Genomic DNA, 19,737 nt, shown 5'->3' on the forward strand with positions numbered 1-19,737 from the left:
CTGGCCGACGGATTCACCCCCGCAGCCGCAGCACCGCCATCACCCTGCGGTGATGTGTCTCCGACGGCGGCAGGTCCAGCTTGGTGAAGATGTTGCCGATGTGCTTTTCGACCGCCCGCTCGGTGACGGTCAGTGAGCGGGCGATGGCGGCGTTGGTCAATCCCTGTGCCATCAGCTCGAGCACCTCGCCTTCGCGCGGGGTGAGCCGGTCGAGGGCTTGTTGCTGGCGGGAGGCGCCCATCAATTGGCTCACCACCTCGGGGTCGAGAGCGGTGCCGCCGGTGGCGACGCGGTCCAGGGCTTCCATGAACTCGCGGACGTCGGCGACCCGGTCTTTGAGCAGGTAGCCGACGCCGTTCGCGCCGCCGGCGAGCAGTTCGGTGGCGTAGCGGGTCTCCACCCATTGGGAGAACACGAGCACGCCGGTGAGGGGAAACTTGCGGCGCAATTCGATGGCGGCGAGCAGGCCCTCGTCGGTGAAGGTCGGCGGCATCCGGACATCGACCACGGCGACATCGGGTGCGTGTTCGGCCACCACGTCGGACAGATTCGTCGCGTCACCGACCATCGCCACCACCTGATGCCCACGTTCGGTGAGCAGCCCGGCCAGGCCGTCACGCAGGATGGCGCTGTCCTCCGCGATCACCACGCGCAGCGAATCTGGTTGGGCAGCAGCGGTACTCATCGCGGACCCGCCGTGGGAAGGGTGATGGTGACGACGGTCGGCCCGCCGACGGGACTGTCGACGGCGAGGCTGCCGTCCACGCTCGCGGCCCGCGCCGCCAACCCGGCCAGCCCGCTACCGGCCACCGGCTCACCCGGAATCGGTTGCAGCACGCCGCCATTGCCATTGTCGCGCACCGAGACCACCAGCGAATCGCCGGACGGCAACACCGAGACCCACGCATGGCTCGCACCCGCGTGTTTCACCACATTCGTCAGCAGTTCGGCGACCGAGAAGTAGGCGATCGCCTCGATTGCCGGATGCGGCCGCACCGGCAGATGCACCCGCAGCTCCACCGGCACCGAGCAGCGCGCGGCCAACGTCTCGAGCGCCGGTTCGAGCCCCAATTCCAAAGCGGGCGGGTGGATTCCGCGCACGAGTTCACGCAGCTCGGCCAGTGCTTCCTTGGTTCCTGCGTGCGCGTCGGCGATCAGGTCGCGGGCATCGCCGCCGTGGCTGAGCCGCTCCTCGGCCCGGCCCAGCGCCATCGCGATGGTGACCAGCCGCGCCTGGGTGCCGTCGTGCAAATCGCGTTCGAGCCGGCGCAACGTGGCCGCGGAATCCTCGACCGCCACCCGGCGGCTTTCCTGCAGGTCGGCCATCCGCCGGTCCCGCGCGGTCGGCGCCAGCAGCCAGATCGCCAGCTGCCGATGCACCAGGCAGACGACCCGGAACAGCCACGGCAGCAGGAAGCAGCCGATCACGCCCACCGCCGCGAAGCCGAGCACACGAGGCCAGGTATCGATGTAGAAATCGCCGAAATTGGCCAGCGAATGCCGCTCCACCCCGTTGGCATCGATATTGGTCGGGGTGAACAGGTACCACGGCAGCGGCGAGATCGCGGTAAAGCCGATCATCGCGGTCGCGATCAGCACGAAGTACCCGCCGACCAGGCCGACGATCGACTGGACCACCACGAACGCCAGCGCCCGCCAGCTCGGCATATCGGTGAACGCCGAGGTGAGGAATCCGATCAGGCCGGGTTTCGGGGTGAACGGCGGCGGTGGGTCCAGCGGGGTGCCGAGCAGGTCACGCACCAGGGCGCGATAGATATGGCCCCACAGCCGTCCGCCGAGGATCACCAGGGCGAGGATCGGGATGCCGATGATCGTCAGTGAAACCAGCACGCCACCGCCACCGGCCAGGTACACGTAGGCGGTGCCGAGCCCGCCCAGCACACACGCCGCGATCAGATAGGCGAGCTCTTTCCAGGTCCTGGCCGTGAACGGCGCGCGGAGCACGGCGCGCAGCACACGCGTCCCCGTCGGCTCGCCGGTGACGGCCGGTTTGTCGAGTACCAACGTCGGGGTGACGGAAGAATCGGTCATGAGCTCCATGGTTGTCGAGGCGGATGGCCCGATCGAGGGCGCTGACCACCGAGTCGATGGTGTAGCTCGCCCCACCATGGTGCCTGTCCGCGGTTAACATCACCGCATGACATACCCACCGCAGCAGCCGCCCGGCTCCGACCCCTACGGTGCGAACCCTTACGGCTCGGACCCCTACGCTGCGCAGCCATACCCCGCGCAACCCTACGGCGCGCCCGGTTATCCCCAGCCGTATGGCTACGGCCCGCAGCAGGATCACCCGCAGGCCACCACCATCCTCGTGCTCGGCATCCTCAGCCTGGTCATGTGCGGTCTGCTCGGGCCGTTCGCCTGGTCGATGGGCAAGAAGGCATTGGCCGAGATCGACGCGTCCGGGGGGATGCTCGGGGGTCGGGGGAACGTCAAGGCGGGCTACATCTGCGGGATGATCTCCTCGATCCTGCTGATCGTCTCGATCGTCTTCGTCATCCTGTACATCATCATCGTCGTCATCGCGATCGGCGCCTCTTCCTAGTTCGCCCTGCCGGGCTCGGGGGCTCTCACCTCGGGAATTAGCATCGTCGGCGTGACAGATCTCGCGCCGGACGTGCCGGAACAGCTTCCCGGCCCCACCGAATGGGGCGAGCATCCGCATGGCGTCGGCCCATGGGCAGACGAATTCGGCGGGCAGCCACCGGACGATCCACGACTCGATCCGGTGCTGCTCGCCGAGGGCGATCGGCGCAATGTGGTCGACGCGTACCGGTACTGGACCCGCGAGGCGATCGTCGCCGATATCGACGCGCGCCGGCACCCGTTCCACGTCGCGATCGAGAATTTCGGGCACGACGCCAATATCGGCACCGTCGTCCGCACCGCCAACGCCTTCGCCGCGGCGGCCGTGCACATCGTCGGCAGACGGCGCTGGAACCGGCGCGGCGCCATGGTCACCGACCGCTATCAGCACATCGAGCATCACACCGATATCGCGGCGCTGCTGGAGTTCGCCCGGCGCGAGGACCTCACCGTCGTCGCGGTCGACAATGTGCCGGGATCGGTTCCGCTGGAAACGGTTCAGCTGCCGCGACGCTGTCTGCTGCTGTTCGGGCAGGAGGGTCCCGGCGTCACCGAACACGCCCGCGAGGCCGCGATGCTGACGGTGTCGATCGCGCAGTTCGGATCCACCCGCAGCATCAATGCCGGTGTCGCCGCGGGCATCGCGATGCACGCGTGGATCCGTCAACATGCCGATCTGACCACAGCCTGGTAACAATTGAGCGGCGAAAACCGGTAGCGACCTGGCACCATTGAGCTATGACCACGCGGAGGGACGCACGGCGTCAGGGGGATTTCAGCGAGCCGACGCCCGCCTTGTGGTCCGAACGTGCGGATATGGCCGAATCGGCGATCATCTCCCGGCATCTGCGCCCGCTGTGGGGGCTGCCCGGCACCACGCTCGGCGTGGTCGGCTGGCCCGCGACCAAGCGCGAGCGGCTGTTCCTGTCCTGGCACTACTGGTGGCAGGCCCACCTGATCGACTGTGCCGTCGACGCCGCCACCCGTGTGCCGACCCCCGCCCGCCGCAAACGGCTCGGCGCCCTCGCCCGCTCGCACCGCCTGCGCAACATCACCGGCTGGACCAACCGCTACTACGACGACATGGCCTGGCTGGCCATCGCCTTGGAGCGGGCCCAGCGCACCCAGGACACCGAGGAGGCGCCCGGCGCGCTGCTCGCGCTGGAGAAGGAACTCTACGAAGCCTGGGATCCCGACACCGGCGTCGGCATCCCGTGGCGGGTCGGCGCCGACTACTTCAACGCGCCCGCCAACGGTCCTGCGGCCATCGCCTTGCTGCGGCTCGGCCGGCACGAACGCGCCGCCGAGATGGCCGACTGGCTCGACGCGACCCTGCGCGACCCGGAAACCGGGCTGATCCTCGATGGCATCCACCTGCCGTCCGGGGAGATCGAACGCCCGGTGTTCACCTACTGCCAGGGAGTGGTGCTCGGTTTGGAGACCGAACTCGCCGTGCACACCGGCGAGGCGAAACACCTCGAGCGAGTCCATCGGCTGCTCGCCGCCGTCGAAGACCGGATGACCACCCGCGGCGTCGTCCAAGGTGGCGGTGGCGGTGATGGCGGACTGTTCAACGGCATCCTCATCCGCTACCTGGCGCTCGTGGCCTTGATGCTGCCCGGCGACGACGCCGAACAGGAAGCCGACCGCCGTTGCGCCGCATCGATCGTGCTGTCCTCGGCGAAGGCCGCATGGGCCAACCGGCTCGAAGTCGAAGGCGAACCGCTGTTCGGCCACGACTGGAGCACCCGCGCCCAGCTACCCGGCGGCAGCTCCGGCGCCGGCTACTTCACCTCCGGCGGCTCGGTCACCTCATCGAAGGTGCCCGAACGCGATCTGTCGGTACAGCTTTCGGGATGGATGCTGATGGAGGCGGCGCATATGGTGAGCGCGGCGGGGTTGTGAGCGGGATCGAGGCCGAGATTTCCATGGATGCGCCCACGTCGCCGGATCACTCCGCAGTCGAGCCGAACCAGCTCCGCAACGACGCGATCTACAACCACTACTTCGAGGTCGCCCGGAACTGGGACATCGAAAGGGCGGAGGAAGCCCACCGGGCCGAAAAAGGCACAGGCGATGGTCCTTTGGCCGGACGCGCGGACTGAGCCCGGCGATCCCCGCTCAGTCCAACCGATAAGCGAGCTTGGCGAACTGACCCATCTGCTCGACCTCGACCAACCGCATTCGGTCCGACAGGATCCGGCGTGGCAGCAGTGGGGCGCCGGCGCCGAGTGTCACCGGAGTGATGCCGACGATCACCTCGTCGAGTAGGCCGGCGTCGGCGAATTGGCCGGTTAGTTCGCCGCCGCCGACTATCCAGATATCGCGGTCGGCGGCGGCTTCGGTCATCTGGGTGTGGATGGGGCGTACGTCGCCTGCGACGAAGCGGAGGTTCGCGCCGGGGATCGGGGGCAGGTCGCGGTGGGTGAATACCCAGCAGGGGCGGTCGCCGTAGTTGTCCGGCCAGTATTCGGGTGGGTTGTTGGCGGCCATCCATTCGTAGGTTGTGGCGCCCATGCACATGGCGCCGACGCCTGTCAGGAAATCGTCGACGTCGCTGGTCGCGGTATCGGCGTCGGCCACGGCCATCAGCCAGTCCAAGGAGTTGTTCTGGTCGGCGATGTAGCCGTCGAGGCTGGTGGCGGTGTAGTAGCTGGTCGTCATGGTGGTCGATCTTGGCAGCGAAACCTGACAGATCACGTCAGGTCAAGTCAGGGACGCATCGTTTCGGGAGTGACTGAGTGGAACACGTATGTACAATTTGAAGGGCGAGACCCAGAATTCATGTACAGGAGGTGCGCCGTGTCGCTGACTCACATCGAGATCGACGATGAGGCCCTAGAGCAGGCGAAGCGCTTGGGTGGGCACCGGACCAAGACCGCGGCCGTGGCCGCCGCGCTGGCCGAGTACAACCAACGGCTCTCGCGCGCCGAGGCCTACGACCATTACTTCGAGCTCGCCCGCGAGTGGGACATCGAGGGCGCTGAGGCCGCGCATCGCGCTGAGAAGGAGCCCCCCACTCGATGATCGGCTATTTGCTCGATTCGTCGGCGCTGTGGCGCATACTTCGCGACAAGTCCCTGCACGATCGCTGGCGCACGCCGACGGCATCGGGCGAAATCCGCTCGTGCTACCCGCAGCGGGCCGAATTCATGCGATCAGCACGCAACCTGAAGGAGTACTCCGCGTTCTGCGGAATGTACGACAGCCTCTATCGCGACGTGGCGGTACCGAAATCCGCGGGCACGTGGATATCGGGCTTGCAGTACCGAGCCGCCGAGATGGGGAGCCACAGCTGTCTATCGGCTGTCGACCTGCAAGTCTGCGCGACCGCCGCGTACCACGGTCTCGTAGTCGTCCACGACGACAGCGATTTCGTGACTGCGGCTCGCCTCGCCACCGAACTCCGTCAGCTGAACGTCCACGACGGCCCGCCTGATCTCTGATCACTTCCCCGAGGCAGACGATCGCTCGTCGGATTCGGAAGGGTGCAGCCTCGTCACGTCGGCGATGGTATGGGTGTCCCAGTAGAACGGCCGGATCTCGGCGATCCGCGCGTCCTCCAGGCGCAAGGTTTGCAGGATCGGGAAGCGGAGTTCGCGGCCGGTGGCGCGGGCTCGGGCCTGGATCCGGGTGTGGACCACGGCGGTGCTGCCGGTGGCGAGGAACTGCTGGTCGAGGAAGTCGAAGACTTCCCAGACGGCGCTCATGGCGGTGAAGAAGCGTTCGAGGCCGGCGTGGCCGCGCCAGATTCCGCCATATGGGAGGGCGTCGGCTTGGTGGAGGACGACATCATCGGCGAAGTACGGGGCGAGGATGTCGAACGACGCGTTGCCCGGACCGCCCGCGGCGAGGTACCGGGCTTCGGCGGCGTACATGCCGGTGAGGACGTCGAGCGTGGGCTGATCGGACATGGGTCAAGCATTTCGCCGGGGCCGAAGCGGTGCTGGCGGTAAACGGCCGTCGCGTTCACCGGCAGCGAGCAGCGGCAGCCCAGCACGCCACGGCCGCCCGGCCGGTAACCGTCGCGCCCATGGTCACCGGGCATATCCTGGAACCACACAGGGGTGATGGCGATGGACCATGTACGCGTACTGCGGGTGGTGCTCGGGGTGACGGCCGGGTACCTGATTCTGCTTGCGCTGTGGTTGGGGTGGGTCGTGCAGCATACGCCGGACGGGACGGTGCCGTTTCAGATCATCGCGCTGGTAGGGATCTTCGGCTCGTGTATCGGGATCGGATTGATGTGGGTGGAGCGGCCTTCGAAGGCGGATCGGCGGTTGGCGCGGCATGGGATCGAGGGGTGGGCGCGGGTGGAGCATGTGCGGCCGCTGGCGTGGACGGATCATCACAGTGAGCTGACCGAGCTGGATCTGGAGTTCACCGTGCCGGGGGCCGAAAGTTACCGGGGGACGGTGGTTTACGACGTGACGCCGGCCGACAAGGAGCGGTTGGAGGTCGGCGAGGTCATCTCGATCCGGGTGGACCCGGACAACCGGGATCGGGTGATGTTCTGCCTGTGATTCCGGGGCTGCCCCGTGTCACCGCTGCACCACCCGGTTCAGCTCCGATTCACGTGCGCCTTCGGATCGGCAAGCAGGAACTGCGCGGCACCATACGTCGCCAGGATGAGCCCTTCGGTCACCCGACGCGACCGCTCACTGCGCGCGAACAACCGGCGCAGCACGATCAAACCATCCGACACCGTGAACAGCAGCGCACCGAGCCCGAGCCGGCTGCGCGGATCGGTGTTCGGAATATTCAGTCCCGCAATATTCTCCGCGCCAGGAGCCAGCGCTGGATCGGACGCCAGTACCGCCGCCGTGCCGAGCGTCGCACCATAGGCGGTCAGGGGCGCCGCGATCGCAGGCGCCTTGGCATGCAGCAACGCGCCCGCGCCGAGCCACGCCAGCACCCGCGGCACCGCGATCGCGGGCTGGGGCCGCGCACCCCGGCGCCACCACAGCGCCGCGTACCCGGCCTGCATCACCGCGAACGACGACGCACCGGCGATCAGCTTGCGGTCGTCGTCCGGATCGATGAGCAACACATCGCCGACGGTGGCGGCGCCGAGCGAACTCAGCAGCACGGTCCGGTCGGTCGGATCGAGTTCGGCGCAGCCACGCGCGACGTCGGCCGCCAGCAGCGGCATCATCAGCGGCTTGGCGACCCACTGGAGCTTGTCACGGCCGGTGAGCGCGCCGAACACCGTGACGGCGGTGGCGGCCAGGTACCCGGCGCGGAACGGGCGCATACCGTCAGAAGCTCGGCTCGGCGGGCTTCGGCGGCAGGGTGACGACCTGTCCGGCGTAGCTGAGCCCGGCGCCGAAACCGAGCAGCAGCGCCAGCTGACCGCCCTTGGCCTTGCCGGTGACCAGCATTTCCTCCATGGCCAGCGGAATCGAGGCGGCCGAGGTGTTGCCGGTGTTCTCGATGTCGTTGGCCATCGGGATGTCCTCGGCCAGGCCGAGGTTCTTCTTCATCAGCTCGTTGATGCGGGCGTTGGCCTGATGCGGCACGAACACCTCGATGTCTTCCTTGGACACCCCGGACGCGTCGAGGGCGTCGGCCAGCGCGCGCGGCAACGTCACCGCGGCCCAGCGGAAGACCTTCGGACCCTCCATGCGCAGCGACATCCGCCCGATCGGCTCCACTGCCGGGTCGGTGCCCTGCATGGCCTGGGCCTTGTTCATGAATTCCAGGAAGTCGACGTCCTGGGCGATGGCCTCGGCGTTCTCGCCGTCGCTGCCCCACACCGTCGGGGAGATGCCGTTCTCCTCGCTCGGGCCGACGACGACGGCGCCCGCACCGTCACCGAAGATCATCGCGGTGCCGCGGTCGGTGGGATCGAGCCCGACGGTCATCGTCTCGGCGCCGATGACCAGCACGTATTCGGCCGAACCTGCGCGGATGAGGTCGGCGGCGACGCCGAGGCCGTAGCCGAAACCACCGCAGCCGGAGGTCAGGTCGAAGGCGGGGATGCCGTTGATGCCCAGGTCGGCGGCGATGGTCGGGGCGCCGTGCGGGGTGAGCTTGAGCCAGCTGGAGGTGCACAGGATCAGCGCGCCGATCTTGGACCGGTCGATGCCGGTGTTGTTCAGCGCGCGGTCGCCGGCGGCCGCGGCGATGGAACGCAGCGTCTCGTCGCCGCTGATCCAGCGACGGTTACGGATGCCGGTGCGTTCGTAGATCCACTGGTCGGTGGAGTCGAGGACCTCGCACACCTCGTCATTGCTGACCACGCGCTGCGGCCGGTAAGCACCGATACCGAGCATCGCGACATTGTCGCGGCCCTTCTTGACTGCAATGCTCACCACGGCGACTCACACGACCCTTCAACTACCGAATAAATCAGCACCAGGCTAGCGGAGGGCAACTACTCAGCCCAGCGCGAGATCCTTCAGCCCGAGAATCGAGCGGTACTCCAGCCCCTCGGCGGCAATGACCTGATCGGCGCCGGTCTCCCGGTCCACCACGGTGGCCACGCCCACGACGGTCGCGCCGGCCGCACGCAGCGCGCGCACGGCGGTGAGCGGCGAGTTGCCGGTGGTGGTGGTGTCCTCGACGACCAGCACCCGCTTGCCGACGATGTCGGGGCCCTCGATCTGGCGCTGCATGCCGTGGGTCTTGGCGGCCTTGCGCACCACGAACGCGTCGATCGGACGGCCGGGCGCGTGCATCACGGCCAGCGCCACCGGATCGGCACCCATGGTGAGCCCGCCCACGGCGTCGAAATCCCAGTCGGCAACCAGCTCGCGCAGCAGTTTGCCGATCAGCGGCCCGGCCTGGTGGTGCAGGGTCGCGCGACGCAGGTCGACGTAGTAGTCGGCCTCTTTACCCGACGACAGCGTCACCTTGCCGTGCACGACGGCGAGTTCGCGCACGAGCGCCGCCAAACTGTCCCGGTCGGTTGTTGCCTGATCGATCATCTGAGTCCTTCCGCGTGTGTTCAACGAGTCGCGTCACAGCGGTTTCGGCGAAGTCCGCCCGCCAGCACCTGCGCGTCAAGGGTACGGCGTGCGCTGCGGGCGCCGAGCAGAGCGGGTTACTTCGGCACCGGCCCCTGATACGGGCGGAATCCGGGGTGGAACGGGCCGCCGGGTAGCTGGGGTGCGTCGTCGTCGGAGGCGGGGGCGCGGAAGTCGCCGGGACGGCTGCTGCGCTCGACGGATTCGATGCGCTCGGCGACGCGTTCCTCCCGCGCGGCCGGGCGGGCGTCGGGGACGACGGCCAGGCTGGGGCGGCGCGAGGGCGGCTCGGGCGCGTCGGGTCGGCTCACGACATCGCGGTCCGGGGTGGCGTCGGCCCGGGCGGGACGAGCGTCCTCGGACCGGCCACCGATCACGCCGGGCGCATCGCGCTCGGGTTCGCCGGGTTCGTCGTAGTCGGAGTCGTCGTAATCGGCGTCGTCGTAGTCGGAATCGTCGTAGCCGGTGTCGAACTCGTCGTAGTCGGTGTCCTCGGGTTCCGGGTCTTCGTCGCGGAACCGGGGCGTGACGCGGGCCGGGCGCTCCTCGGGTTCGTCGACGTCGGCGGCCCTGCCGCGCGAACGGCCGTGCGCACGCCCGGACTCGGGATCGAGCCCGCGCGGTTCGGCGACCGGCGGCAGCACATGCAGCAGCCCGGACAACCGCAGCACCGCGTCGATGGCGGTTTCCCATTCCTTGGCCGGGGTGCCGACCGAGAGCATGCCGAGGGTCCAGTTGCCCTCGCTCCACAGCATCTGCACCGTCTCCGGCAGTGTCTCGATGAACGCGACCATCCGCTGGTCGACGGCGTGCCGGGCGATCTCGGGATTGGTCGCGAAGACCACCCGGTCGCCGATGGCGCCGAGCAGTTCCAGATCGTGGTCCTTGGGCGGAGAGGCGGTCTTCAGGCGCATATCGACGTCGATATCGGAGCCGATCTGCCTGCGCACGGCCACCAGCGTCGCCGAATCCTCGAGGTCGAACAGCACGAACTTCTCGCCCTTGCGGATACCGGAGACCACGTCGACCGCGGACAGATAGCCCAGCTTGGCCAGCGCACCGCGCCGCCACGTCGAGGGCAGCGCCGGTTCCACCGACACATACGTATAGCCCTGGGCCTTGGCCCAGACCTGGCGTGCGTGACCGGTCCGCTGCCGCTGGAGCCGATCGAAATACAGCAGTACGACCGCACCCACGAGTGCGATCGCCGCCAACCCGAACCACATAGCCGTCATCGCCGTCTAGCCTATCGAGCCGACCGGGGGTTTGCCCGGCACCACCCGCGCGCGCCGCAGCGTTTGTGACCGATCACGGAACTTCTCATCGCCCGCCGCCGGGAAGCGCGGTGCTGATGATGATTTTCGCGTGGATCGAGCCGTCGGGCGCCTTGTCGCCCTGAACGACCACGAGTTCGCCGGTGGGAAGATCCGCGGGCGACCCACCCGACAGCGAGATCACCTGGGTGTTCGCGTCGGTGGTCACCGTGACGGTCGAGCCGCCGATCGAGCTGACCGTGAGTGTGCCGGCGTTGTTGGCGGTGATGGTGCCCATGGTGGCGCCGATACCGTCGATGCCTTCGATCCCGGGCAGGCTGGGAATCACCAGCGGCGGCGTATTCGGCCCCGGCGTCGGGTTCGGGGTGCGGCCGGCGGTGGGCAGCGAGGACGTCGCGGTATCACTGGCCGACGGCGTGGAATCGCCGCCACCGAACAGCAGCCCGGCGACCGCACCGGCCACCGCGATCAACAGCACCACGGCCAACCCGAGGCCGATCCACAGTCCGGTATTGCGCTTGGGCGGACGCGGCGGCTCCCCCGAGGGCGGCATCGCGCCGAGATCGCCCATCGCCGCCGGATCGGAGGTCGGCTGGGTCGGCGGCTGCCACTGCTGCCCTTCGTACCCACCCCACTGGCTGTCGTAGGTGGGCAGTTCACGGGTCGGGTTGGACGGCGGCTTCCACGGCTCGTACTGGTCGCCGACCGGATACGCCGTCGGCCCGTAGGCCTCGGTGTATTCGGTGGTGTGCAGCGGCTCGGTGCCGGAACCACCCGGTGGACCCAGGTGTTCGGTCGGCGAATCGTCCGGCCGCTGCCCCCACGGATCGTTCGGGTTGGTCATGCACCCAGCGTACGAGGGACGGGCGCCGCGGGCATTGCTCTCGACAGACCGCGACGCCCGTCCCTGGTGATTCACCTGCCGACGACGAGCCCGTCACCATCGGGACTGACGCCGACCTTGACGGTGTCGCCGTCGGTGATCTCGCCGGCGAGCAGTTCCTTGGCGAGGGTGTCGCCGATGGCCTGCTGGATCAGCCTGCGCAGTGGCCGCGCACCGTAGACCGGGTCGTAGCCGCGCACCGCCAGCCAGAACCGCGCCGAACCGCTGACGTCCAGCGTCAGCCTGCGCTGCGACAGCCGCTTCTGCAGCTGGTCGAGCTGGATGTCGACGATGGACTCGAGCTGTTCCTCGTTGAGCGAATGGAACATCACGACGTCGTCGAGCCGGTTGAGGAACTCCGGTTTGAAGGCCGAGCGCACGGCGTTCATCACGAAGTCCTTGTCGCCACCCGCACCCAGGTTGGAGGTGAGGATGAGGATGGTGTTGCGGAAATCGACGGTGCGGCCCTGGCCGTCGGTCAACCTGCCCTCGTCGAGGACGGCGAGCAGGATGTCGAACACATCCGGATGCGCCTTCTCGATCTCGTCGAACAGCACCACGGTGTAGGGCCTGCGCCGCACCGCCTCGGTGAGCTGACCGCCCTGGTCGTAGCCGACGTATCCGGGCGGCGCGCCGACCAACCGGGCCACCGAATGCTTCTCGCTGTACTCGCTCATGTCGATGCGGACCATGGCGCGTTCGTCGTCGAAGAGGAAGTCGGCCAGCGCCTTGGCCAGCTCGGTCTTACCGACGCCGGTGGGGCCGACGAACATGAACGAGCCGGTCGGCCGGTTCGGGTCGGCGACACCGGCCCGCGCCCGGCGCACCGCATCCGACACCGCCCGCACGGCCTCGTCCTGGCCGACCACGCGCCGCCCGAGTTCGGACTCCATGCGCAGCAACTTCTGAGTCTCGCCCTCGAGCATGCGGCCCACCGGAATACCGGTCCACGACGACACCACCTCGGCGATATCGTCGGGCCCGACCTCTTCCTTCAGCATCACCTCGCCGTCACCGGCCGACGCGGACGCCTTCTCGGCCTCGGCGAGCTGCTTTTCCAGCGTGGGGATCTTGCCGTAGCGCAGTTCGGCGGCCTTGCCGAGATCGCCGTCGCGTTCGGCCCGTTCGGAGGCCCCGCGCAGCGATTCCAGTTCCTCCTTGAGCGCGCGGACCTGGTCGATGGCGTTCTTCTCGTTCTGCCAGCGGGTGGTGAGCTGGTTGAGCTTTTCCCGGTCGTCGGCCAGTTCCGAGCGCAGCTTCTCCAGCCGTTGTTTGGACGCCTCGTCGGTTTCCTTGGCGAGGGCGACCTCTTCGATCTCTAGCCTGCGCACCGCGCGTTCGACCTCGTCGATCTCCACCGGCCGCGAGTCGATCTCCATGCGCAGCCGCGAGGCCGATTCGTCGACCAGGTCGATCGCCTTGTCCGGCAGGAACCGGGAGGTGATGTAGCGGTCGGACAGGGTGGCCGCGGCGACCAGCGCGGAGTCGGTGATGCGCACACCGTGGTGCACCTCGTAGCGCTCCTTGATGCCGCGCAGGATGCCGACGGTGTCCTCGACCGAGGGCTCACCGACGAGCACCTGCTGGAACCGGCGCTCGAGCGCGGCGTCCTTCTCGATGTGCTGGCGGTACTCCTCCAGCGTGGTGGCGCCGACCAGGCGCAGCTCGCCGCGGGCCAGCATCGGCTTGATCATGTTGCCCGCGTCCATCGCCGATTCACCGGTGGCGCCCGCACCGACGATGGTGTGCAGCTCGTCGATGAAGGTGATGATCTGCCCGGCGCTGTTCTTGATGTCTTCGAGCACGGCCTTGAGCCGCTCCTCGAATTCACCGCGGTACTTCGCACCGGCCACCATGGCACCCATATCGAGCGAGATGACCGACTTGCCGCGCAGCGATTCGGGGACGTCACCCGCGACGATGCGCTGGGCCAGCCCCTCGACGATGGCGGTCTTACCGACGCCTGGCTCACCGATCAGCACCGGGTTGTTCTTGGTGCGCCGCGACAGCACCTGCACCACGCGCCGGATCTCGGTATCGCGGCCGATCACCGGGTCGAGCTTGCCGGAGCGGGCGGCCTCGGTGAGGTCGGTGGAGTACTTCTCCAGCGCCTGGTAGCTGCCTTCGGGATCCGGGTTGGTGACCCGGGCGCTGCCGCGCACGGCGGTGAACGCCGCGCGCAGGGCGTCGGCGGTGGCGCCGTATTTGGTGAGCAGCATGGTGATGTCGGAGTCGCCTTCGGCCAGGCCGACCATGACGTGCTCGGTGGACACGTACTCATCGCCCATCTCGGTGGCCAGCCGCTGCGCCGCGGTGATCGCGGCCAGCGCTTCGCGGCCGAGCTGGGGGGTGGTGGTGGCGCCGGTCGCGCTGGGCAACCGGTCGATGATCTCTTGCGCCTCGCGTCGTACGACCGCCGGATCCGTACCGACGGCCTTCAGCAAGGGGGCGGCGATGCCGTCGGTCTGATCCAGCAACGCCACCAGCAAGTGCGCCGGACGAATCTCCGGGTTGCCCGCGGCCGAGGCCGCCTGCAAGGCAGCGGTCAGCGCCGCTTGGGTCTTGGTGGTGGGATTGAACGAGTCCACAAAGCACCTTCCTACTGGTCGATAATCTCCCCGGTGCCGGACGCGAACGGCGGGGTGCCGTCGCCATCGGCACGGTGTCCTACCGTTCAACGCGCGAAAGGTTGAGTCTGTTCCGCTCAACTTTGCCGATTTTAGCGGGTGCGGCAAGCCGGACTCGACCCGAACGCTACGCCGCGTGAACCGGGGTTGCGCCTCCGTCCTGTGACAAATGCCGGTAACCTGCCCATACCCACATGACCACGGCGTTTTCAGGGATACTTGCCTCGACGGAGGACCGCCGGTTACGGGTAGGTCCCCGGGCAGCTCTTCGAGGGAAAGGAAGCCCACGCCGTGGATGCGCGTTCGGCTGCGCTGGTCCGCGCCAACTTCCGTTCGGTGGTCGATTCACCGCACGGACCCGAGCGGTTGATCAGTGCGTTTTATGGTCATCTGTTCGCCGAGAATCCTCGGCTGCGGGATCTGTTCCCGCCTGCCATGGATATGCAGCCGAAACGCCTGGTCACCGCGATCCAGTACATGCTCGATCACCTCGAGGACTGGGACCGGGCGCAGAAGTTCCTCGAACAGCTGGCCCGCGATCACCGCAAGTACGGCGTGGAGGCCTCGCACTACGACCTGGCCGGGCGCGCGCTGTTCGCGGCCGCGCGCACCTACAACGGCTCGGCCTGGAACGACGAGCTGGCCGACGGCTGGCGCGATGTCACCCTGCTGATCGCCGCCGCCATGGCCATCGGCGCGAACTCCGACGATTCGCCGCCGTACTGGGAGGCCACCGTCGTCGGGCACCGGCACGTACTCGAAGACCTGGCGATCGTGCGCCTGCAATCCGACAGCCCGATCCCCTATCAGGCCGGTCAGTACGTGCCGGTCGCGGTGCCGCAGCGGCCGAAGATGTGGCGGTACCTGTCGCCGGCGATTCCGGCGAATCCGTACGGCGAGATCGAATTCCATGTGCGCAAGGTGCGCGGCGGCTGGGTGAGCCCGGCCATCGTCAACGACACCACCGTCGGCGACCGCTGGCTGATCGGCGGGCCGCTCGGTGGTCTGCATGTGGATCAGGACAGCGGTCGCGATGTGCTGATGATCGGCTCCGGCACCGGGATCGCGCCGCTGCGCGCCCAGCTCATCGAGATGGGTCAGCGCGGCATCAATCCGCGGGTGCACTTCTTCATCGGCGGGGTGTACCCCTGCGATCTGTACGACGTGGAGAACATGTGGCAGCTCTCGCAGAGCAACCCGTGGCTGACCATCGTGCCGGTGTGCGAGCAGAAGACCAACCCGTGGTGGTATCCGCATCCGGCCGCCGACGCGCCGTACGGCATGCACCGGCGGCTGGTCGGTAATCTCGGAGCGGTGGTCGCCAGCTTCGGGTCGTGGTCGGATCGGCAGATCCAGATCGCCGGTTCGGCGAAGATGATCGCCGACACCCGGCGCGCGCTACTCGCGGTGGGCACCCCGGAGTCGATCATCAGTTCCGATCCCGTCTGAGAGTAGGTATGGACATCGATCCGCATGCGCCCCGCAACGGCGCGATTCCGGAAGCGCCCGTGTGGAAATCGACGGTCGTCGGGCACCACCGGCTGCGCCATGATCTCGCGGTGATCCGCTTGATCGGCGAGTTCGTGCCGTTCACCGCCGGGCAGTCGGTGGAGGTGCGGGTGCCGCAGTTCCCCGGCCTGCGCCGCCGATTGTCCCCGGCGCTGCCGCCGTCGCTGGACGGCAAGCTGGAGTTCCATGTGCGGACGGTGCCCGGCGGATGGTGCAGCGGCGGGATCGTGGCCGATACCGCGGCCGGCGACGAGTGGACCATCGGCGCTCCCGCGGGCACGTTCTACGTCGACCCGGAGGGCGACGAGGTCGTGATGATCGCGGGCGGAACCGGTTTGGCGCCGATGCGCGCGCAGATCCTGGAACTGGCCCGCCGCGAGGTGCAGCCACCGACGTATCTGTTCGTGGGCGGGTCGTCGCCACGCGATCTCTACGCCGCCGACATGCTGGCCCTGCTGGCCGAGGAATTGCCCTGGCTGACCGTGGTTCCGGTGGTGGAGAGCCTGGAGGATCCGGATCCGATCGACGAGTGGCATGAGCGTGCGCGGGTGGATATCGGCTTCGCACCCGATGACATGCTGCAGGGGACACTGGCGGATGTGGTCGGCTCGCACGGCGCCTTCGATCGGCATCAGGTGCTGGTGTGCGGCTCCCCCGCGATGACGCGCGCCACCGTGCAACGGCTACTGGACACCGGGACGCCGGCCGAACGCATTCAGTACGAGGGCGGCTGACCCCGGCTCAGAAGAGCGGGTCGTGACGAATGTTCATGGCGCGGGTCCCGGTAGCCATCAGGCGGAACTTGGTGGTCTGCACCATGGAGGGTGAGCCGACGATCTGCACATCGCGGTCGGCCCATGCGCCGTATCCGGCGACGATCTTTCCGATCTGCCCGGTCACCCGTGGTTCGAGGCCGGGCCAGGTTCTTTCCGACTCGCCGGAATCGTAGTACCACCAGGGATTTTCGTCGCGCTCGGTGACCGGGGTGACGGTGAGCCATTTGTTGGCGACCGCGAGTTTGCTCAGCGTCTCCAGATCGTAGAGATCGCACGGATGATGACCGCCGACAAACAGGTGCACCTTCGGATTGATGCGGCGATGCGTCATCGCCATCAACTGCGCGCGTAGCGGCGCGATTCCGGTGCCGCAGCCGATCATCAGCATTTTGCGTTTCACATTGCGTGGAATTCCCAGCCCGCCCAGCGGCGAGCCGAACAGCCACTGATCACCGACGACGGTATTGCCGACCATGGCCGGGCTGACCCAGCCGCCGAGCACCGAGCGGATATGGAATTCGATTTCGCCGTTGGCATTCGCCGGAACCGCGGGCGACATATAGCGCCACATGCGCGGCCGGGACGGAATCTGCACGCTCACGTATTGGCCCGCGGCGTATTGCATGGGCTGGTCCAGTTGCAGCCGGACCACCGCCAGATTGCGCAGCACCTCGCGGCGTTCGACGACGGTGCCGGTCCACACCGGAGGCGTGCGTTCCTGTTCGGCGGCGCCGATCATGGTGTCCGAGATCAGGGTGAGGCCCTCGGTCCAGGCGCGCTCGACCTCGTCGGTCCACATCTCCGAACCGGCGAACCGGCGCATCGCCGCCTTCAGCGATTCCGCGACTGCCGTGTAATGGGCCCGTTGCACACCGTACTTGCGGTGATCGCGGCCGAGCTGGGCGAGAAACGGCAGCAACTTTTCCGGCTCCTCCAGCCGGTCGAGCGCGTAGCCGATGGCCTTGACAAGGCGATCACGCTGTGCGTCCATCGCCGCGGGAAAATAGTCGCGGATCGCCGGATATTCGGTGAACAAGATCGCATAGAACGACCTGGACAACCGCTCCGCCCCACCCTCTTCCGCGGCAACCGCCTTGAACGTCGTTCTGATCAGCGCGACGGACCGCGAATCCATGTGTGCCACAACCTCATTCCGCATTCGAGCACTATCCGTGCCGGCGAGTGAGGTGCTGCGGGACACTCGTCAGCAGCCGTGAATTGGAGTGTAGGCGAGGTTTGCCGGCAGCGGAATGGACAGACGAAACATCCCACGCGCAATTCCGGCAAAACAAGGGTATGGCGTACGAATTCGAACCGAAACCGACTGAAAGACCGGATAAACCGGGTGAAATCCGTCACTCGACCGCTCAATATGCAAGCTTCACAATGAAGTTCGCACCCGACAGCGATCTACTGGCAAATCCGAAACGTTTCTGGACGCAGCTCGGGCCCCGACCCGGCTCATCGACTGAACCGGACCGGGGCCCGAGAACTCATCCGTAAACGGCTACCGGCGATGACGCGGCTGCCACACCACCAGCGCGGTGCTGCGCTGCGGCGGGGTCAGATCCGGACGGTAATTCGCCCGGGCCCGTTCCAGTTCCGCACTCAGCTCGGCCACTCGCTGCTGCAGTTGTTCGACCTGATTGGTGAGTTCGATGATGCGTTTGATGCCGGCCAGGTTGACGCCCTCGTCCTGGGACAGCCGCTGCACCTCGCGCAACAGCTCCACGTCCCGGGCCGAATAGCGCCGCCCGCCGCCCGAAGTGCGTTGTGGCGTCACCAGACCCAGCCGGTCATACGTGCGCAAGGTCTGCGCATGCATACCGGCCAATTGGGCCGCCACCGAGATCATGAAGTACTCGGCTCGCGACGGCCCCCCTGACGCCTGCTTCGGATCTCCGGACATCACGCACCTGCCCATCCTGCTCGCGGATCGAAACCGCTGGCCTTCTCCGCCTCCTGCAGCGCGCGCAGCGCATCGGTGGCGTTGTCATCCAGTTTCTGCGGCACCGCGACCTTGACGGTGACCAGCAGGTCACCGGCTCCGCCGCCGCGCTTGGGCACACCGCGACCGCGCACCCGCAGGATGCGGCCGTCGGCCGTGCCCGGTGGCACCTTCACGCCGACCCGGCCCTCCAGCGTCGGCACCGACACCGTGGTGCCGAGGACCAGTTCGCTGTAGCTGACCGGCAGCACCAAGGTCAGGTCGTCGCCGCTGCGGCCGAAGACCCGGTCCTGGCTGACGTGCACGGTCACGAACAGATCGCCCGAGGGCGCACCGCGCAGACCGGCCTCGCCCTGCCCGGCCAACCGGATCCGCTGCCCGTCCGCCACACCCGGCGGGATGCGCACGGTGATGGTGCGGGTCCGGTTCTGGATACCGCTGCCATGGCAGTCCACACACGGATTGTCGATGATCGAACCGGTCCCACGGCAGTCGTCGCAGGGTTCGCTGAACCCGAACGCGCCCTGGTTGCGGCTGATCACGCCGGTGCCGTTGCAGTGCGGGCACACCCGCGGGCTGGTGCCCGGCTTGGCCCCGCTGCCGTGACAGGTGGTGCACGGCGACGGACTGGTCATCCGCAGCGGGACGGTGGCGCCCTGCGCGGCCTCGCGGAAACCGAGGGTCGTCTCGGTCTCCACATCGGAACCGCGCCGGGGCCGGCTCGCCGCTCGCGTGCCGCCCCGGTTGAACAGACCGCCGAACAGATCGCCCAGGCCGCCGTCGGCACCGGTGGCACCGGCGCCGAAGATATCGCCGAGGTTGAACTCCTGGGAGAATCCGCCGGCACCGCCGGGGGTGAATCCTCCGCGCGGATAACCACCGCCGGCGAACAGCTTGCGCGTCTCGTCGTATTCCTTGCGCTTGGCCGGATCCGACAGCACGGCATGCGCCTCGCTGACGGCTTTGAACTTCTCCTCGGCTTTGGTGTCGCCGGGATTGGCATCCGGGTGCAGGTCACGCGCGAGCTTGCGGTAGGCCTTTTTGATCTCGTCCTGCGAGGCACCGGAGGAGACGCCCAGCTCCTTGTAGAAGTCCTTTTCGATCCACTCCCGTTGGCTCACCGGGCATCTCCTCCTCTCGGTCCT

General features: G+C 67.7%; 22 protein-coding genes. 9 read left to right on the forward strand and 13 right to left on the reverse strand.

From position 1 onward, the window contains the following. Window positions 1-13 precede the first annotated feature (13 nt). Together NOCYR_RS26155 and NOCYR_RS26160 are read right to left on the reverse strand one after the other, a co-directional pair. Window positions 14-685, reverse strand: a complete 672-nt coding sequence (locus NOCYR_RS26155; RefSeq protein WP_014353427.1) for a LuxR C-terminal-related transcriptional regulator — start codon at window positions 683-685, stop codon at window positions 14-16. Then, window positions 682-2,052 carry a sensor histidine kinase gene (locus NOCYR_RS26160; protein ID WP_148280766.1) on the reverse strand — a complete coding sequence of 457 codons (1,371 nt, stop codon included), beginning with the start codon at window positions 2,050-2,052 and terminating at the stop codon, window positions 682-684. The genes NOCYR_RS26155 and NOCYR_RS26160 overlap by 4 nt, the downstream gene beginning before the upstream one ends. 106 nt (window positions 2,053-2,158) lie before the next feature. Between NOCYR_RS26160 and NOCYR_RS30670 the strand changes: the two genes are divergently transcribed. The 4 genes from NOCYR_RS30670 to NOCYR_RS26180 all read left to right on the forward strand — a co-directional run bounded on the left by NOCYR_RS30670 (window position 2,159) and on the right by NOCYR_RS26180 (window position 4,712). After that, window positions 2,159-2,566 (forward strand): DUF4190 domain-containing protein, encoded by a 408-nt coding sequence (locus tag NOCYR_RS30670; protein WP_014353429.1) that lies wholly within the window; start codon window positions 2,159-2,161, stop codon window positions 2,564-2,566. Between the two features lie 51 nt (window positions 2,567-2,617). Continuing rightward, window positions 2,618-3,301 (forward strand): TrmH family RNA methyltransferase, encoded by a 684-nt coding sequence (locus NOCYR_RS26170; protein ID WP_014353430.1) that lies wholly within the window; start codon window positions 2,618-2,620, stop codon window positions 3,299-3,301. Between the two features lie 122 nt (window positions 3,302-3,423). Then, on the forward strand, window positions 3,424-4,512 hold the full coding sequence (locus NOCYR_RS26175; protein ID WP_014353431.1) for a glycoside hydrolase family 76 protein: 1,089 nt from the start codon (window positions 3,424-3,426) through the stop codon (window positions 4,510-4,512). Next, window positions 4,509-4,712 carry a hypothetical protein gene (locus NOCYR_RS26180; protein WP_048833739.1) on the forward strand — a complete coding sequence of 68 codons (204 nt, stop codon included), beginning with the start codon at window positions 4,509-4,511 and terminating at the stop codon, window positions 4,710-4,712. The genes NOCYR_RS26175 and NOCYR_RS26180 overlap by 4 nt, the downstream gene beginning before the upstream one ends. Before the next feature lie 16 nt (window positions 4,713-4,728). Here the strand turns inward: NOCYR_RS26180 and NOCYR_RS26185 are convergent, their stop codons facing one another. After that, entirely contained in the window at window positions 4,729-5,271 is a 543-nt protein-coding gene (locus NOCYR_RS26185; RefSeq protein ID WP_014353432.1) for a dihydrofolate reductase family protein, read from the reverse strand. A 138-nt stretch (window positions 5,272-5,409) separates the two neighbouring features. Between NOCYR_RS26185 and NOCYR_RS26190 the strand changes: the two genes are divergently transcribed. Both NOCYR_RS26190 and NOCYR_RS26195 read left to right on the forward strand, forming a co-directional pair. Then, window positions 5,410-5,634 (forward strand): type II toxin-antitoxin system VapB family antitoxin, encoded by a 225-nt coding sequence (locus NOCYR_RS26190; protein WP_014353433.1) that lies wholly within the window; start codon window positions 5,410-5,412, stop codon window positions 5,632-5,634. Then, on the forward strand, window positions 5,631-6,053 hold the full coding sequence (locus tag NOCYR_RS26195) for a PIN domain-containing protein (RefSeq protein WP_014353434.1): 423 nt from the start codon (window positions 5,631-5,633) through the stop codon (window positions 6,051-6,053). Before NOCYR_RS26190 ends, NOCYR_RS26195 begins: the two co-directional genes overlap by 4 nt. Here the strand turns inward: NOCYR_RS26195 and NOCYR_RS26200 are convergent, their stop codons facing one another. After that, on the reverse strand, window positions 6,054-6,521 hold the full coding sequence (locus NOCYR_RS26200) for a nuclear transport factor 2 family protein (protein WP_014353435.1): 468 nt from the start codon (window positions 6,519-6,521) through the stop codon (window positions 6,054-6,056). It lies immediately after the preceding gene. Between the two features lie 162 nt (window positions 6,522-6,683). On the opposite strand from NOCYR_RS26200, the gene NOCYR_RS26205 reads away from it, so the two are divergent. Continuing rightward, window positions 6,684-7,130: a DUF3592 domain-containing protein gene (locus NOCYR_RS26205; RefSeq protein WP_048834464.1), complete on the forward strand. Its 447-nt coding sequence runs from the start codon at window positions 6,684-6,686 to the stop codon at window positions 7,128-7,130. Window positions 7,131-7,168: 38 nt separating this feature from the next. On the opposite strand, the gene NOCYR_RS26210 is transcribed toward NOCYR_RS26205, so the two are convergent. The 6 genes from NOCYR_RS26210 to clpB all read right to left on the reverse strand — a co-directional run bounded on the left by NOCYR_RS26210 (window position 7,169) and on the right by clpB (window position 14,320). Next, on the reverse strand, window positions 7,169-7,861 hold the full coding sequence (locus NOCYR_RS26210) for a lysoplasmalogenase (RefSeq protein ID WP_014353437.1): 693 nt from the start codon (window positions 7,859-7,861) through the stop codon (window positions 7,169-7,171). Between the two features lie 4 nt (window positions 7,862-7,865). Further along, window positions 7,866-8,924, reverse strand: coding sequence for a beta-ketoacyl-ACP synthase 3 (locus tag NOCYR_RS26215; RefSeq protein WP_014353438.1), 1,059 nt, complete (start codon window positions 8,922-8,924; stop codon window positions 7,866-7,868). Window positions 8,925-8,987: 63 nt separating this feature from the next. Beyond that, entirely contained in the window at window positions 8,988-9,536 is a 549-nt protein-coding gene (pyrE, locus tag NOCYR_RS26220) for an orotate phosphoribosyltransferase (protein ID WP_014353439.1), read from the reverse strand. A 116-nt stretch (window positions 9,537-9,652) separates the two neighbouring features. Beyond that, window positions 9,653-10,810 carry a hypothetical protein gene (locus NOCYR_RS30955; RefSeq protein ID WP_148280767.1) on the reverse strand — a complete coding sequence of 386 codons (1,158 nt, stop codon included), beginning with the start codon at window positions 10,808-10,810 and terminating at the stop codon, window positions 9,653-9,655. 85 nt (window positions 10,811-10,895) lie between these two features. Beyond that, the gene (locus tag NOCYR_RS26230) at window positions 10,896-11,693 is read right to left on the reverse strand and encodes a DUF5666 domain-containing protein (RefSeq protein WP_014353441.1); all 798 of its coding nucleotides are present in this window, start codon (window positions 11,691-11,693) and stop codon (window positions 10,896-10,898) included. Between the two features lie 71 nt (window positions 11,694-11,764). After that, the gene (gene clpB / locus NOCYR_RS26235) at window positions 11,765-14,320 is read right to left on the reverse strand and encodes an ATP-dependent chaperone ClpB (protein ID WP_014353442.1); all 2,556 of its coding nucleotides are present in this window, start codon (window positions 14,318-14,320) and stop codon (window positions 11,765-11,767) included. A gap of 330 nt (window positions 14,321-14,650) precedes the next feature. Between clpB and NOCYR_RS26240 the strand changes: the two genes are divergently transcribed. Then, a complete protein-coding gene (locus tag NOCYR_RS26240; RefSeq protein WP_014353443.1) occupies window positions 14,651-15,808 on the forward strand; it encodes an FAD-binding oxidoreductase in 1,158 nt (385 codons plus the stop codon). Between the two features lie 8 nt (window positions 15,809-15,816). After that, window positions 15,817-16,602 carry an FAD-binding oxidoreductase gene (locus NOCYR_RS26245; RefSeq protein WP_014353444.1) on the forward strand — a complete coding sequence of 262 codons (786 nt, stop codon included), beginning with the start codon at window positions 15,817-15,819 and terminating at the stop codon, window positions 16,600-16,602. Window positions 16,603-16,609: 7 nt separating this feature from the next. Here NOCYR_RS26245 and NOCYR_RS26250 read toward each other — a convergent pair whose 3' ends face one another. From NOCYR_RS26250 to dnaJ, 3 genes are all read right to left on the reverse strand, one after another. Then, on the reverse strand, window positions 16,610-17,779 hold the full coding sequence (locus tag NOCYR_RS26250; RefSeq protein WP_014353445.1) for a globin domain-containing protein: 1,170 nt from the start codon (window positions 17,777-17,779) through the stop codon (window positions 16,610-16,612). 372 nt (window positions 17,780-18,151) lie between these two features. Next, window positions 18,152-18,553: a heat shock protein transcriptional repressor HspR gene (locus NOCYR_RS26255; RefSeq protein WP_048833740.1), complete on the reverse strand. Its 402-nt coding sequence runs from the start codon at window positions 18,551-18,553 to the stop codon at window positions 18,152-18,154. Continuing rightward, window positions 18,553-19,713, reverse strand: a complete 1,161-nt coding sequence (gene dnaJ / locus NOCYR_RS26260) for a molecular chaperone DnaJ (protein WP_014353448.1) — start codon at window positions 19,711-19,713, stop codon at window positions 18,553-18,555. The genes NOCYR_RS26255 and dnaJ overlap by 1 nt, the downstream gene beginning before the upstream one ends. Between the last annotated feature and the right edge of the window lie 24 nt (window positions 19,714-19,737).

It is taken from the genome of Nocardia cyriacigeorgica GUH-2, from assembly GCF_000284035.1.
Taxonomy (GTDB): Bacteria; Actinomycetota; Actinomycetes; order Mycobacteriales; family Mycobacteriaceae; genus Nocardia; species Nocardia cyriacigeorgica_B.